Origin of the sequence: Pseudomonas tohonis, from assembly GCF_012767755.2 — a bacterium.
Lineage (GTDB): Bacteria > Pseudomonadota > Gammaproteobacteria > Pseudomonadales > Pseudomonadaceae > Metapseudomonas > Metapseudomonas tohonis.
In genome coordinates this window covers 881,502-894,874 of the sequence record NZ_AP023189.1, presented here as the reverse complement: position 1 = coordinate 894,874, position 13,373 = coordinate 881,502, and the positions used below count along the sequence as shown (strand labels likewise).

Here is a 13,373-nt window from a genome sequence, read left to right as displayed (position 1 = left end):
GATTAACCCTCGACGCGCAGAAGGTAGTAAGCCTTGTTGATCATGCCGCGATTTTCAGGGGTGTCCTGAACTTCGACGGTGTGACCAATGCGACGCAGGCCGAGGCCCTTGACGCAAGCTTTGTGGTTAGCCAGACGGCCGTTAACGCTCTTGATCAGCGTTACTTTGACAGTTGCCATGATTAGAGAATCTCCTCGACGCTCTTACCACGCTTGGCTGCAACGGACTCCGGGGACTGCATGTTCTTCAGACCCTTGAAGGTGGCGTAAACCACGTTCACCGGATTGGTCGAGCCATAGCATTTGGCCAGAACGTTCTGCACACCAGCCACTTCCAGAACGGCACGCATGGCGCCGCCGGCGATGATACCGGTACCTTCGGAAGCCGGCTGCATGTACACCTTGGAGGCGCCATGGGCGGACTTGACGGGGTACTGCAGGGTCGAACCGTTCAGGTCTACCTGGATCATGTTGCGGCGAGCGGCTTCCATCGCTTTCTGGATAGCAGCCGGCACTTCGCGGGACTTGCCACGACCGAAACCAACACGACCTTTACCGTCACCCACCACGGTCAGCGCGGTGAAGGTGAAGATACGGCCGCCCTTTACGGTCTTGGCAACACGGTTAACCTGGACCAGCTTCTCGATGTAGCCTTCGTCGCGCTTTTGCTCGTTATTTGCCATAACTTAGAACTCCAGCCCGCCTTCACGAGCAGCATCAGCCAGCGCCTTGACGCGGCCGTGGTACTTGAAGCCAGAACGATCGAACGCCACCTGAGTGACACCAGCTGCTTTCGCACGCTCGGCAACCAGCTGACCAACCTTCTTGGCGGCGTCGACGTTGCCGGTGGCGCCGTCACGCAGTTCTTTGTCCAGGGTCGAGGCAGTGGCCAGAACCTTGGCGCCGTCGGCCGAAATGACCTGGGCGTAGATGTGCTGGGAAGAGCGATACACGCAGAGGCGTACGGTTTCCAGCTCGCGCATTTTCAGGCGTGCCTTGCGAGCGCGACGCAGACGAGTTTCTTTCTTTACGCTCATTTGCTATGCCCTACTTCTTCTTAGCTTCTTTACGACGGACGACTTCGTCGGCGTAACGCACACCCTTGCCTTTGTAAGGCTCCGGCGGACGGAAGTCGCGAATTTCGGCCGCCACCTGACCAACCAGCTGCTTGTCGATACCCTTGATCAGGATATCGGTCTGGCTGGGGGTTTCGGCGGTAACGCCTTGCGGCAGTTCGTAATCCACCGGGTGCGAGAAGCCGAGAGCCAGGGACAGCACTTGACCTTTGGCTTGCGCCTTGTAGCCAACGCCTACCAGCTGGAGCTTGCGCTCGAAGCCTTGGCTGACGCCAACTACCATGTTGTTGACCAGCGCACGGGTGGTACCGGCCATGGCACGGTTCTGCTGGTCGCCGTTGCGAGCAGCGAAACGCAGCTCACCAGCTTCCTGCAGCACTTCCACGGACGGGTGCACGTTCAGTTCGAGAGCGCCCTTGGCACCCTTCACCGAGAGCTGCTGACCGGCGATCTTGATTTCGACGCCAGCGGGCAGCTTGACGGGGTTCTTAGCAACGCGAGACATGCTTATCCCCCCTTAGAACACAGTGCAAAGCACTTCGCCACCAACGCCAGCAGCGCGAGCAGCACGATCAGTCATCACACCTTTGTTGGTGGAAACGATCGATACGCCCAGGCCGCCACGAACTTTCGGCAGCTGATCGACGGATTTGTACTGGCGCAGGCCAGGACGACTTACGCGCTTGAGTTCCTCGATGACCGGACGGCCTTCGAAGTACTTCAGCTCGATGGACAGCAGAGGTTTGATATCGCTGCTGATCTGGTATCCCGAGATGTAACCTTCGTTCTTGAGAACGCTGGCTACCGCCACCTTCAGTTTGGAGGACGGCATGCTTACGACAGACTTTTCAGCCATCTGGGCATTACGGATACGAGTTAGCATGTCCGCTAACGGGTCCTGCATACTCATGGGCTAGTTGCTCCTAAATACAAAAGAAATAGCCTTGCGACTAGAATCGCGACAGAGCGCAGGCGAATTAAGGCCTGACTCCGGCGAGCCGAATATTCTAGAGACGGATCAAAAACGAATCAAGCCCCAAAAGGGGCTTGATTTGATACCACTCGGCGGATGTCGGAGCTTGCGCCCCGACACCCACAGCGACATTACCAGCTGGCCTTGACCAGGCCGGGAACGTCACCGCGCATGGCGGCTTCGCGCAGCTTGTTACGGCCGAGGCCGAACTTGCGGTACACACCGTGCGGACGACCGGTGATGCGGCAGCGGTTACGCAGGCGCGAGGCGCTGGCGTCACGGGGCTGCTTCTGCAGAGCTACCTGAGCTTCCCAACGCGCTTCCGGAGTGGAGTTGGGGTTGGCAATGATAGCTTTCAGCTCAGCGCGCTTCTTAGCGAACTTAGCAACCGTTTGCTGACGCTTCAGCTCACGGTTTTTCATGCTCTGTTTGGCCATGTTCCTACTCCAATCAGTTGCGGAACGGGAAGTTGAAGGCGCGCAACAGGGCACGACCTTCATCATCGTTACGGGCAGTGGTGGTCAGGGTGATATCCAGGCCACGCAGCGCATCGATCTTGTCGTAATCGATTTCCGGGAAGATGATCTGCTCTTTCACGCCCATACTGTAGTTGCCACGACCATCGAAGGACTTGGCATTCAGACCGCGGAAGTCACGCACGCGGGGCAGGGAGATAGCCAGCAGGCGATCCAGGAATTCGTACATACGATCGCGACGCAGGGTCACCTTGACACCGATCGGCCAACCTTCACGGACTTTGAAGCCCGCTACGGATTTCTTGGCGTAGGTCACGACGACCTTCTGACCAGTGATCTTCTCAAGATCAGCTACAGCGTGCTCGATGACTTTCTTGTCACCGATCGCTTCGCCCAGCCCCATGTTCAGGGTGATCTTGGTAATGCGCGGAACTTCCATCACGTTGGAAAGCTGAAGCTCTTCTTTCAGCTTGGGCGCGATTTCTTTCCGGTAAATCTCTTTTAGTCGTGCCATGGTCTTCTACCTAGCAGTGCTCAAGCATCAACCGCTTTTTGGGTCGACTTGAAGACACGAATTTTCTTACCGTCTTCGACTTTGAAACCAACGCGGTCAGCCTTGTTGGTTTCAGCATTGAAGATGGCGACGTTGGAGACGTGCAGAGGCGCCTCCTTCTCGACGATACCGCCCTGTACACCGGACATGGGGTTCGGCTTGGTGTGGCGCTTCACCAGGTTGATCCCACCAACGACCAGACGGTCGTCAGTGAGAACCTTGAGCACCTTGCCACGCTTGCCCTTGTCTTTGCCGGCGATGACGATGATCTCGTCGTCACGACGAATCTTTTGCATGACGGCTTCTCCTTACAGCACTTCGGGGGCGAGCGAGACGATCTTCATGAACTTCTCGGAACGAAGTTCACGGGTCACGGGCCCGAAGATGCGGGTACCGATCGGCTCTTGCTTGTTGTTCAGCAGAACAGCAGCGTTGCCATCGAAGCGGATGATCGAGCCATCAGGACGGCGAACGCCGTGCTTGGTACGGACCACGACAGCAGTCATTACCTGGCCTTTCTTCACTTTACCGCGCGGAATCGCTTCCTTGACGGTGACCTTGATGATGTCGCCGATACCGGCATAACGACGGTGCGAACCACCCAGGACCTTGATGCACATAACGCGACGAGCACCGCTGTTGTCAGCGACGTCGAGCATGGATTGAGTCTGAATCATATCTTTCTCCGACCCTTAGTCCTTAGACTTCCACGGCACGTTCTACGACTTCCACCAGTGCCCAGGACTTGGTCTTGGCCAGCGGACGGGTCTCGCGGATGGTGACCTTGTCGCCGATGCGGCACTGGTTGGTTTCGTCGTGAGCATGCAGCTTGGTCGAGCGCTTCACGTATTTACCGTAGATCGGGTGCTTTACGCGGCGCTCGATCAGGACGGTGATGGTTTTGTCCATCTTGTCGCTGACGACACGACCGGTCAGCGTACGGACAGTTTTCTGAGCTTCAGCCATGATTACTTACCTGCCTGCTGGTTCAGCACAGTCTTGACGCGAGCGATGTCGCGCTTCACTTGCGAGAGCAGGTGAGACTGCCCCAGCTGGCCAGTTGCTTTCTGCATACGCAGGTTGAACTGGTCGCGCAGCAGGCCGAGCAGTTGCTCGTTCAGCTGCTGTACGGATTTTTCACGAAGTTCATTCGCTTTCATCACATCACCGTCCGCTTAACAAAGGAGGTGGCGAGCGGCAGCTTTGCAGCAGCCAGGGCGAATGCCTCACGCGCCAGCTCTTCGGAAACACCCTCGATCTCGTACAGGACCTTGCCCGGTTGAATCTGGGCTACCCAGTACTCGACGCCGCCCTTCCCTTTACCCATACGAACTTCGAGGGGCTTCTTGGTGACAGGCTTGTCGGGGAACACACGGATCCAGATCTTGCCGCCACGCTTCACGTGACGAGTGAGGGCACGACGTGCAGCCTCGATCTGGCGAGCGGTGAGACGACCGCGAGCGACAGCTTTCAGGGCGAATTCGCCGAAGCTGACCTTGCTACCGCGCTGAGCCAGGCCACGGTTGTGACCAGTCATCTGCTTGCGGAATTTTGTACGCTTGGGTTGCAGCATTTTGCGTACTCCTTACTTAGCAGCTTTTTTACGAGGAGCGGGCGCTTGGGGCTTCAGCTCTTCCTGGCGGCCACCAATGACCTCGCCTTTGAAGATCCAAACCTTCACACCGATCACACCGTAGGTGGTGTGCGCTTCGTAGGTTGCATAGTCGATATCGGCACGCAGGGTGTGCAGGGGCACACGACCTTCGCGGTACCATTCGGTACGGGCGATTTCAGCACCGCCAAGACGACCGCTTACCTGGATCTTGATGCCTTTGGCACCAATGCGCATGGCGTTCTGTACAGCGCGCTTCATGGCGCGACGGAACATAACGCGACGCTCCAGCTGCTGAGCTACGCTCTGCGCAACCAGCATACCGTCGAGCTCCGGCTTGCGGATCTCTTCGATGTTGATGTGCACCGGCACACCCATTTGCTTGGTCAGGTCCTGACGCAGCTTCTCAACATCTTCACCTTTCTTGCCGATCACGATGCCGGGACGAGCGGTGTGGATGGTGATGCGTGCGGTTTGAGCCGGACGATGAATATCGATACGGCTTACGGACGCGCTTTTTAGTTTGTCTTGGAGGTACTCACGAACCTTCAGGTCGGCAAACAGATAATCGGCATAAGTGCGCTTATCTGCGTACCAGACGGAGGTGTGCTCCTTGACGATTCCCAGGCGAATGCCAGTGGGATGTACTTTCTGACCCATCTGATCGACTCCGTTACTTGTCCGCAACCTTGACAGTGATATGGCAAGACCGCTTGACGATGCGATCAGCACGGCCTTTGGCACGCGGCATGATGCGCTTCAGCGAACGCCCTTCGTTGACGAAAACGGTGGAGACCTTGAGATCATCCACGTCGGCGCCTTCGTTGTGCTCGGCGTTGGCCACGGCCGATTCGAGCACCTTCTTCATGATCTCAGCGGCTTTCTTGCTGCTGAAGGTCAACAGGTTGAGCGCTTCGCCCACCTTCTTCCCGCGGATCTGGTCGGCGACCAAGCGGGCTTTCTGGGCGGAGATTCGAGCGCCCGACAGCTTAGCGGCTACTTCCATCGTTCCTTACCCCTTAACGCTTGGCTTTCTTGTCAGCAGCATGCCCGCGGTAGGTGCGGGTAGCGGCGAACTCGCCCAGTTTGTGACCGACCATGTCTTCGTTCACGAGAACGGGGACGTGTTGACGACCATTGTGTACAGCGATGGTCAGACCGACCATCTGCGGCAGAACGATGGAACGGCGCGACCAGGTTTTCACCGGCTTGCGATCGTTCTTTTCCACCGCCACTTCGATCTTCTTCAGTAGGTGAAGATCGATAAAAGGACCTTTTTTCAGAGAACGCGGCACTGTCGTATCCTCGATTATTTACGGCGACGGACAATCATATTGTCGGTGCGTTTGTTCGCACGGGTCTTCGCGCCCTTGGTCGGGAAGCCCCACGGAGACACCGGATGACGACCACCAGAGGTACGACCTTCACCACCACCATGCGGGTGGTCGACCGGGTTCATGGCAACACCACGAACGGTCGGGCGAACGCCACGCCAGCGCTTGGCACCAGCTTTACCCAGCGAACGCAGGCTGTGCTCGGAGTTCGAGACCTCGCCCAGGGTCGCACGGCATTCAGCCAGTACCTTGCGCATTTCGCCGGAGCGAAGACGCAGGGTCACGTAGGCACCTTCACGAGCGACCAGCTGGGCGGAAGCACCAGCGGAACGAGCGATCTGAGCACCTTTGCCCGGCTTCAGCTCAACACCGTGAACGGTGCTACCAACCGGGATGTTGCGCAGCTGCAGAGCGTTACCAGCCTTGATCGGAGCGTGAGCGCCGGAAATCAGCTGGTCGCCAGCGCTCACGCCTTTCGGCGCGATGATGTAGCGACGTTCGCCGTCGGCATATTTCAGCAGAGCGATGTGAGCAGTGCGGTTCGGGTCGTATTCGATACGCTCGACGGTGGCAGGGATGCCATCCTTGTTGCGACGGAAATCGACCAGACGATAGTGCTGCTTGTGACCACCGCCGATGTGGCGAGTGGTGATGCGGCCGTTGTTGTTACGACCACCGGTCTTCGACTTCTTCTCAACCAGCGGCGCGTAGGGAGCACCCTTGTGCAGCTCCTGGTTGACAACCTTGACCACGAAACGGCGGCCAGCGGAAGTCGGTTTGCATTTAACGATTGCCATGATGCACCCCTTTACTCAGCGCTGCTGGCGAAATCGAGATCTTGACCCGGCTGGAGGGCGATGTACGCCTTTTTCCAGTCGTTGCGCTTGCCCAGGCCGCGAGCGGTACGCTTGGTCTTGCCCTGTACGTTGACAGTGCGGACGGCTTCTACCTTCACGCTGAACAGGCTTTCTACGGCCTTCTTGATTTCCAGCTTGGTTGCATCGGTGGCAACCTTAAAAACGAATTGGCTTTTGCCATCTGCCAGCACGGTAGCCTTCTCGGAGATGTGCGGGCCAACCAGCACCTTGAATACGCGTTCCTGGTTCATCCCAGCAGCTCCTCGAATTTCTTCACGGCGGACACGGTGATCAACACCTTGTCGTAGGCGATCAGGCTTACCGGGTCGGAACCTTGCACGTCACGGACATCGACATGCGGCAGGTTGCGAGCAGCCAGATACAGGTTCTGATCGACATCATCGGAAACGATGAGGACGTCGGTCAGGCCCAGGCCGTTCAGCTTGCCCAGCAGATCCTTGGTTTTCGGCGCCTCGACTGCGAAGTCGGCAACCACGACCAGACGATCCTGACGGACCAGCTCGGAGAGGATGGAGCGCAGAGCAGCGCGATACATCTTCTTGTTGAGCTTCTGGGAGTGATCCTGCGGCTTGGCGGCGAAAGTGGTACCACCGGAACGCCAGATGGGGCTACGGATGGTGCCAGCACGAGCACGACCGGTGCCCTTCTGACGCCAGGGCTTCTTGCCACCACCGGATACTTCGGAGCGAGTCTTCTGCGCACGAGTGCCCTGACGACCGCCAGCCATATAGGCGACGACAGCCTGGTGAACCAGGGTCTCGTTGAACTCGCCACCAAAGGTACGCTCGTCGACTTCGATAGCCTGAGCGCCATTTACATTCAATTGCATCTCAGCTTCCCCTCTTAACCACGAGCCTTGGCAGCCGGACGCACAACGACATCACCACCGGTAGCGCCGGGAACGGCACCTTTTACCAGCAGCAGATTACGTTCTGCATCGACACGCACAACTTCCAGGGACTGCACAGTCACTCGCTCAGCGCCGAGGTGACCGGACATTTTCTTGCCCTTGAAGACACGACCAGGAGTCTGGCACTGGCCAATGGAGCCCGGGGCGCGGTGGGAAACGGAGTTACCGTGGGTATTGTCTTGACCACGGAAATTCCAGCGCTTGATGGTGCCGGCGTAGCCTTTACCTTTCGACTGACCGGTAACGTCAACCAGCTGACCAGCCTGGAAAACCTCGGCAGTGATCTGATCGCCAGCCTGGTATTCGCCCTCTTCGAGACGGAATTCCCAGACACTGCGACCAGCGGCAACGTTAGCCTTGGCGAAGTGACCAGCCTGAGCGGCAGTCACACGCGAAGCACGACGCTCACCGACAGTGACTTGCACTGCACGATAACCATCGCTTTCTTCAGTCTTGAACTGGGTGACGCGATTCGGCTCGATCTCAATGACCGTGACCGGAATGGAGACACCTTCTTCGGTGAAAATGCGGGTCATGCCGCACTTACGACCGACTACACCAATAGTCATGTTGTAAACCTCATGAGTGTACGGGGCTTTCACCCGCTATGGCCGCCCATTTCAGAGCGTTACACGACTAAGAACCCGAAGGTTATTAGCCGAGGCTGATCTGCACTTCCACGCCTGCCGCAAGGTCGAGCTTCATCAGCGCATCGACGGTTTTATCCGTCGGCTGGACGATGTCCAGGACACGCTTATGGGTACGGATTTCGTACTGATCGCGCGCGTCTTTGTTGACGTGCGGGGAGATCAGAACGGTGTACCGCTCTTTGCGAGTAGGCAGAGGAATAGGACCACGCACCTGAGCACCAGTACGTTTCGCGGTTTCCACGATTTCCTGGGTGGATTGATCGATCAGGCGATGGTCAAAAGCCTTCAACCGAATACGGATTTGTTGGTTTTGCATTTTGACCTCAGACTCTATCTCTGCTTTCCCCAACGGACGGACTACGCCCGTTAAAAGGAGGCGTGATTGTACGGATGCACCGGAAGGGTGTCAACTTTTGACCAGCCAAAAGAAAAGGGGCCCCTAAGGGCCCCTTCTCTCGTCAGGATCTTCGATTACTCGATGATCTTGGCAACCACGCCGGCGCCAACGGTACGACCGCCTTCGCGAATCGCGAAACGCAGACCGTCTTCCATGGCGATCGGAGCGATCAGGGTGACAACCATCTTGATGTTGTCGCCCGGCATTACCATCTCAACGCCTTCCGGCAGTTCGCAGTTACCGGTCACGTCAGTGGTACGGAAGTAGAACTGCGGACGGTAGCCCTTGAAGAACGGGGTGTGACGACCACCTTCTTCCTTGGACAGAACGTACACTTCGCACTCGAACTTGGTGTGCGGCTTGATGGTGCCCGGCTTGGCCAGAACCTGGCCACGCTCTACGTCGTCACGCTTGGTGCCGCGCAGCAGGATACCAACGTTCTCACCAGCACGACCTTCGTCGAGCAGCTTGCGGAACATTTCAACGCCGGTGCAGATGGTCTTGCTGGTATCACGGATACCAACGATTTCCACTTCTTCCTGGACCTTGACGATACCGCGCTCAACACGACCGGTAACCACGGTGCCGCGGCCGGAGATGGAGAACACGTCTTCGATCGGCATCAGGAACGGCTGGTCGATGGCACGAACCGGCTCCGGAATGTAGGAGTCCAGGGTCTCTACCAGCTTGCGAACAGCGGAGACGCCGATTTCGTTGTCGTCTTTGCCTTCCAGCGCCATCAGCGCGGAACCGATAACGATCGGGGTGTCGTCGCCCGGGAAGTCGTAGGTGTTCAGCAGATCGCGAACTTCCATTTCGACCAGCTCCAGCAGCTCGGCGTCGTCAACCATGTCGGCCTTGTTCAGGAACACGACGATGTAGGGAACGCCTACCTGACGGGACAGCAGGATGTGCTCGCGAGTCTGCGGCATGGGGCCGTCAGCAGCGGAGCAAACCAGGATAGCGCCGTCCATCTGAGCAGCACCGGTGATCATGTTCTTCACGTAGTCAGCGTGACCGGGGCAGTCAACGTGAGCGTAGTGACGGACAGCGGAGTCGTACTCAACGTGGGAGGTGTTGATGGTGATACCGCGAGCTTTCTCTTCCGGCGCGTTGTCGATCTGGTCGAAAGCGCGAGCAGAACCACCCCAGGTCTCGGAGCAGACTTTGGTCAGAGCAGCAGTCAGGGTGGTCTTGCCATGGTCTACGTGACCAATGGTGCCGACGTTGACGTGCGGTTTGTTACGTTCGAATTTTTCCTTAGCCACGACAGTAAACCTCTTACTTAAAGGGCTGAATCAACCTTGTTTTTTAACCAGCGCTTCGACGACGTTCGACGGAGCTTCGGCGTATTTTGCGAATTCCATGGAGTAGCTAGCGCGACCCTGAGACATGGAACGTACGTCGGTTGCATAACCGAACATCTCGCCCAGCGGAACTTCTGCACGGATAACCTTACCGGAAACCGAGTCTTCCATCCCCTGAATCAGGCCACGACGACGGTTCAGGTCACCCATCACGTCGCCCATGTAATCCTCAGGAGTTACCACCTCTACCTTCATGATCGGCTCAAGCACTTTACCGCCGCCCTTCTGGGCCAGCTGCTTGGTCGCCATGGAGGCAGCGATCTTGAACGCCATCTCGTTGGAGTCGACGTCGTGGTACGAACCATCGAACACGGAAGCCTTCAGGCCGATGAGCGGGTAGCCGGCGACAACGCCGTTCTTCATCTGCTCTTCGATGCCCTTCTGGATCGCCGGGATGTATTCCTTCGGAACCACACCACCCACGACTTCGTTGGTGAACACCAGACCTTCGGTGATGTTGCCCTTCTCGTCCACATCGGCAGCCGAGAAACGGATCCAGCAGTGACCGAACTGACCACGACCACCGGACTGACGAACGAACTTGCCTTCGATCTCGACGTTGTCCTTGGTGATGGTTTCACGGTAGGAAACCTGCGGCTTGCCGATGTTGGCCTCGACGCCGAACTCGCGCTTCATGCGGTCGACGAGGATGTCCAGGTGCAGCTCACCCATACCGGAGATGATGGTCTGGCCGGTTTCTTCGTCGGTCTTGACGCGGAACGACGGGTCTTCCTGGGCCAGTTTGCCGAGGGCGATACCCATCTTCTCCTGGTCAGCCTTGGTCTTCGGCTCAACAGCCACCGAGATTACCGGCTCCGGGAAGTCCATGCGCTCGAGGATGATCGGCTTGTCGATGTCGCACAGAGTGTCACCGGTGGTGACGTCCTTCATGCCGATCAGGGCCGCGATGTCGCCAGCGCGCACTTCCTTGATCTCGTCACGCTGGTTCGCGTGCATCTGCACCATACGACCAACGCGCTCTTTCTTGCCTTTCACGGAGTTGATGACCGACTGGCCCGACTCCAGAACGCCCGAGTAGACGCGAACGAAGGTCAGGGTACCTACGAACGGGTCGGTAGCGATCTTGAACGCAAGAGCGGAGAACGGAGCGCTGTCGTCCGCAGGACGCTCGTCATGGATCTCGTTGTCATCGGTGCTGTCCGGATGCACACCCTTGATCGCAGGGATCTCGGTCGGAGCCGGCAGGAAGTCGATAACGGCGTCGAGAACCAGGGGCACGCCCTTGTTCTTGAAGGAGGAACCGCAGACAGCCGGAACGATTTCGCAGGCGATAGTACGCTGACGCAGGCCGGCCTTGATCTCTTCGATCGTCAGCTCACCCTCTTCCAGGTACTTGTTCATCAGCTCTTCGTTGGCTTCGGCAGCAGCCTCGACCATGTTGTTGCGCCACTCGTTGGCCAGGTCGACCAGCTCCGCAGGAATCTCTTCCTCGCGGTAGGAGGTGCCCTTGTCGTCTTCGTTCCAGTAGATGGCCTTCATTTTCAGGAGGTCGATCTGACCCTGGAAGTCATCTTCAGCACCGATGGCCAGTTGAACCGGAACCGGGGTGTGACCCAGACGGTTCTTGATCTGGCCGACGACGCGCAGGAAGTTGGCGCCAGCGCGGTCCATCTTGTTCACGTAGACGATACGCGGAACACCGTACTTGTTGGCCTGACGCCATACGGTTTCGGACTGCGGCTCAACGCCGGAAGTACCGCAGAACACCACGACAGCACCGTCCAGCACGCGCAGGGAGCGCTCAACTTCAATGGTGAAGTCTACGTGGCCGGGGGTGTCGATGACGTTTACGCGGTACTTGTCGTACTGACCACGGGAGCCTTCCCAGAAGGTGGTGATGGCAGCGGAGGTAATGGTGATACCACGCTCCTGCTCCTGCACCATCCAGTCGGTAGTGGCTGCACCGTCGTGCACCTCACCCATCTTGTGGCTGAGACCTGTGTAGAACAGGATCCGCTCGGTAGTGGTGGTCTTGCCCGCGTCTACGTGGGCACAGATACCAATGTTCCGGTAGCGGTTAATTGCTGTATTACGAGCCATAAAGCCCTCGCGAAAGAATGGATGCCGTAATTAGAAGCGGTAGTGCGAGAACGCCTTGTTGGCTTCGGCCATACGGTGCACGTCTTCACGCTTCTTGACAGCAGCGCCTTTGCCATCGAAGGCATCCAGCAGCTCGCCAGCGAGGCGCAGGGCCATGGACTTCTCGCCACGCTTGCGCGCGGAGTCCACCAGCCAGCGCATGGCCAGCGCATTGCGACGGGACGGACGAACTTCGACCGGAACCTGGTAGGTAGCACCGCCTACACGGCGGGACTTGACTTCGACCAGCGGAGCGATGGCGTCGAGAGCTTTCTCGAAGATCTCCAGGGGATCGGCGTTCTTGCGGGATTTGACGGTATCCAGAGCACCGTAAACGATGCGCTCGGCTACGGCCTTCTTGCCGCTTTCCATCACGTGGTTCATGAACTTGGCGAGGATCTGGCTTCCGTATTTCGGATCGTCCAGGATCTCACGCTTGGCTGCTACACGACGTCTTGGCATTGATAAGCCCTCAAACGGTCTTCAGGTTAGCCCGGAACCATAACCATTCGGTTACGCCCGACCTTACTCTTATCGACTCAATAAAATTGAAAATCAGTGAGCGGACCGAATTACTTCGGACGCTTGGTACCGTACTTGGAACGGCCCTGCTTACGGTCTTTGACACCAGTGGTGTCCAGAGAACCGCGAACGGTGTGGTAGCGAACACCCGGAAGGTCTTTTACACGACCGCCACGGATCAGCACTACGCTGTGCTCCTGCAGGTTGTGACCTTCACCACCGATGTAGGAGGTGACTTCAAAACCGTTGGTCAGGCGAACACGGCAAACCTTACGGAGTGCGGAGTTCGGTTTTTTCGGCGTGGTGGTGTACACGCGAGTGCACACGCCACGACGCTGCGGGCAGTTCTGCAGCGCAGGAACGTCGGATTTTTCGACGATACGCTTGCGCGGCTGACGTACCAGCTGGTTGATAGTTGCCATCTATAAGCTCCACTGTTGTCTTTCGACGCTATTGCCCTAAAGCAAAATGGCAGAGCGCATGCCCTGCCAAATTTAGGGGTGCATGAGTCTAAAGAGACTAATTC

General features: G+C 57.6%; 24 protein-coding genes. All 24 read right to left on the bottom strand.

Going from position 1 to position 13,373, the window contains the following annotated elements:
• Positions 1-2 precede the first annotated feature (2 nt).
• Complete coding sequence (gene rpmD, locus HSX14_RS04140) at positions 3-179, bottom strand: 50S ribosomal protein L30 (RefSeq protein ID WP_016490545.1); 177 nt, start codon at positions 177-179, stop codon at positions 3-5.
• 2 nt (positions 180-181) lie between these two features.
• The gene (gene rpsE / locus HSX14_RS04135; RefSeq protein WP_111261952.1) at positions 182-682 is read right to left on the bottom strand and encodes a 30S ribosomal protein S5; all 501 of its coding nucleotides are present in this window, start codon (positions 680-682) and stop codon (positions 182-184) included.
• 3 nt (positions 683-685) lie between these two features.
• Positions 686-1,036, bottom strand: coding sequence for a 50S ribosomal protein L18 (gene rplR, locus HSX14_RS04130; protein WP_021219603.1), 351 nt, complete (start codon positions 1,034-1,036; stop codon positions 686-688).
• A gap of 10 nt (positions 1,037-1,046) precedes the next feature.
• A complete protein-coding gene (rplF, locus tag HSX14_RS04125; RefSeq protein ID WP_021219602.1) occupies positions 1,047-1,580 on the bottom strand; it encodes a 50S ribosomal protein L6 in 534 nt (177 codons plus the stop codon).
• 12 nt (positions 1,581-1,592) lie between these two features.
• A complete protein-coding gene (gene rpsH, locus HSX14_RS04120) occupies positions 1,593-1,985 on the bottom strand; it encodes a 30S ribosomal protein S8 (RefSeq protein WP_111261953.1) in 393 nt (130 codons plus the stop codon).
• 194 nt (positions 1,986-2,179) lie between these two features.
• Positions 2,180-2,485, bottom strand: a complete 306-nt coding sequence (rpsN, locus tag HSX14_RS04115) for a 30S ribosomal protein S14 (RefSeq protein ID WP_111261954.1) — start codon at positions 2,483-2,485, stop codon at positions 2,180-2,182.
• A 13-nt stretch (positions 2,486-2,498) separates the two neighbouring features.
• Positions 2,499-3,038 (bottom strand): 50S ribosomal protein L5, encoded by a 540-nt coding sequence (gene rplE, locus HSX14_RS04110; protein ID WP_021219599.1) that lies wholly within the window; start codon positions 3,036-3,038, stop codon positions 2,499-2,501.
• 20 nt (positions 3,039-3,058) lie between these two features.
• Positions 3,059-3,373, bottom strand: coding sequence for a 50S ribosomal protein L24 (gene rplX, locus HSX14_RS04105; protein ID WP_021219598.1), 315 nt, complete (start codon positions 3,371-3,373; stop codon positions 3,059-3,061).
• Between the two features lie 12 nt (positions 3,374-3,385).
• Complete coding sequence (gene rplN, locus HSX14_RS04100; protein ID WP_003448734.1) at positions 3,386-3,754, bottom strand: 50S ribosomal protein L14; 369 nt, start codon at positions 3,752-3,754, stop codon at positions 3,386-3,388.
• A gap of 22 nt (positions 3,755-3,776) precedes the next feature.
• The gene (gene rpsQ, locus HSX14_RS04095) at positions 3,777-4,043 is read right to left on the bottom strand and encodes a 30S ribosomal protein S17 (protein ID WP_021219597.1); all 267 of its coding nucleotides are present in this window, start codon (positions 4,041-4,043) and stop codon (positions 3,777-3,779) included.
• A 2-nt stretch (positions 4,044-4,045) separates the two neighbouring features.
• On the bottom strand, positions 4,046-4,237 hold the full coding sequence (gene rpmC / locus HSX14_RS04090; RefSeq protein WP_016490538.1) for a 50S ribosomal protein L29: 192 nt from the start codon (positions 4,235-4,237) through the stop codon (positions 4,046-4,048).
• Positions 4,237-4,650 (bottom strand): 50S ribosomal protein L16, encoded by a 414-nt coding sequence (gene rplP / locus HSX14_RS04085; RefSeq protein WP_111261956.1) that lies wholly within the window; start codon positions 4,648-4,650, stop codon positions 4,237-4,239. Before rplP ends, rpmC begins: the two co-directional genes overlap by 1 nt.
• A 12-nt stretch (positions 4,651-4,662) precedes the next feature.
• Positions 4,663-5,349 (bottom strand): 30S ribosomal protein S3, encoded by a 687-nt coding sequence (gene rpsC / locus HSX14_RS04080; RefSeq protein WP_016490536.1) that lies wholly within the window; start codon positions 5,347-5,349, stop codon positions 4,663-4,665.
• Positions 5,350-5,362: 13 nt separating this feature from the next.
• On the bottom strand, positions 5,363-5,695 hold the full coding sequence (gene rplV / locus HSX14_RS04075) for a 50S ribosomal protein L22 (protein ID WP_007161246.1): 333 nt from the start codon (positions 5,693-5,695) through the stop codon (positions 5,363-5,365).
• A gap of 13 nt (positions 5,696-5,708) precedes the next feature.
• On the bottom strand, positions 5,709-5,984 hold the full coding sequence (gene rpsS / locus HSX14_RS04070; RefSeq protein ID WP_016490535.1) for a 30S ribosomal protein S19: 276 nt from the start codon (positions 5,982-5,984) through the stop codon (positions 5,709-5,711).
• 14 nt (positions 5,985-5,998) lie between these two features.
• The gene (gene rplB, locus HSX14_RS04065) at positions 5,999-6,820 is read right to left on the bottom strand and encodes a 50S ribosomal protein L2 (protein ID WP_111261957.1); all 822 of its coding nucleotides are present in this window, start codon (positions 6,818-6,820) and stop codon (positions 5,999-6,001) included.
• Positions 6,821-6,831: 11 nt separating this feature from the next.
• Positions 6,832-7,131, bottom strand: a complete 300-nt coding sequence (gene rplW / locus HSX14_RS04060; protein WP_021219593.1) for a 50S ribosomal protein L23 — start codon at positions 7,129-7,131, stop codon at positions 6,832-6,834.
• Entirely contained in the window at positions 7,128-7,730 is a 603-nt protein-coding gene (rplD, locus tag HSX14_RS04055; RefSeq protein ID WP_111261958.1) for a 50S ribosomal protein L4, read from the bottom strand. Before rplD ends, rplW begins: the two co-directional genes overlap by 4 nt.
• A gap of 14 nt (positions 7,731-7,744) precedes the next feature.
• Complete coding sequence (gene rplC, locus HSX14_RS04050) at positions 7,745-8,380, bottom strand: 50S ribosomal protein L3 (RefSeq protein ID WP_173178830.1); 636 nt, start codon at positions 8,378-8,380, stop codon at positions 7,745-7,747.
• A gap of 85 nt (positions 8,381-8,465) precedes the next feature.
• On the bottom strand, positions 8,466-8,777 hold the full coding sequence (rpsJ, locus tag HSX14_RS04045) for a 30S ribosomal protein S10 (RefSeq protein WP_003243886.1): 312 nt from the start codon (positions 8,775-8,777) through the stop codon (positions 8,466-8,468).
• A 155-nt stretch (positions 8,778-8,932) separates the two neighbouring features.
• Positions 8,933-10,126 (bottom strand): elongation factor Tu, encoded by a 1,194-nt coding sequence (gene tuf, locus HSX14_RS04040; protein ID WP_175384238.1) that lies wholly within the window; start codon positions 10,124-10,126, stop codon positions 8,933-8,935.
• A 30-nt stretch (positions 10,127-10,156) separates the two neighbouring features.
• Positions 10,157-12,286 (bottom strand): elongation factor G, encoded by a 2,130-nt coding sequence (fusA, locus tag HSX14_RS04035; RefSeq protein ID WP_111261960.1) that lies wholly within the window; start codon positions 12,284-12,286, stop codon positions 10,157-10,159.
• A gap of 30 nt (positions 12,287-12,316) precedes the next feature.
• The gene (gene rpsG, locus HSX14_RS04030) at positions 12,317-12,787 is read right to left on the bottom strand and encodes a 30S ribosomal protein S7 (protein ID WP_111261961.1); all 471 of its coding nucleotides are present in this window, start codon (positions 12,785-12,787) and stop codon (positions 12,317-12,319) included.
• 110 nt (positions 12,788-12,897) lie between these two features.
• Positions 12,898-13,269: a 30S ribosomal protein S12 gene (gene rpsL, locus HSX14_RS04025; RefSeq protein WP_021217014.1), complete on the bottom strand. Its 372-nt coding sequence runs from the start codon at positions 13,267-13,269 to the stop codon at positions 12,898-12,900.
• Between the last annotated feature and the right edge of the window lie 104 nt (positions 13,270-13,373).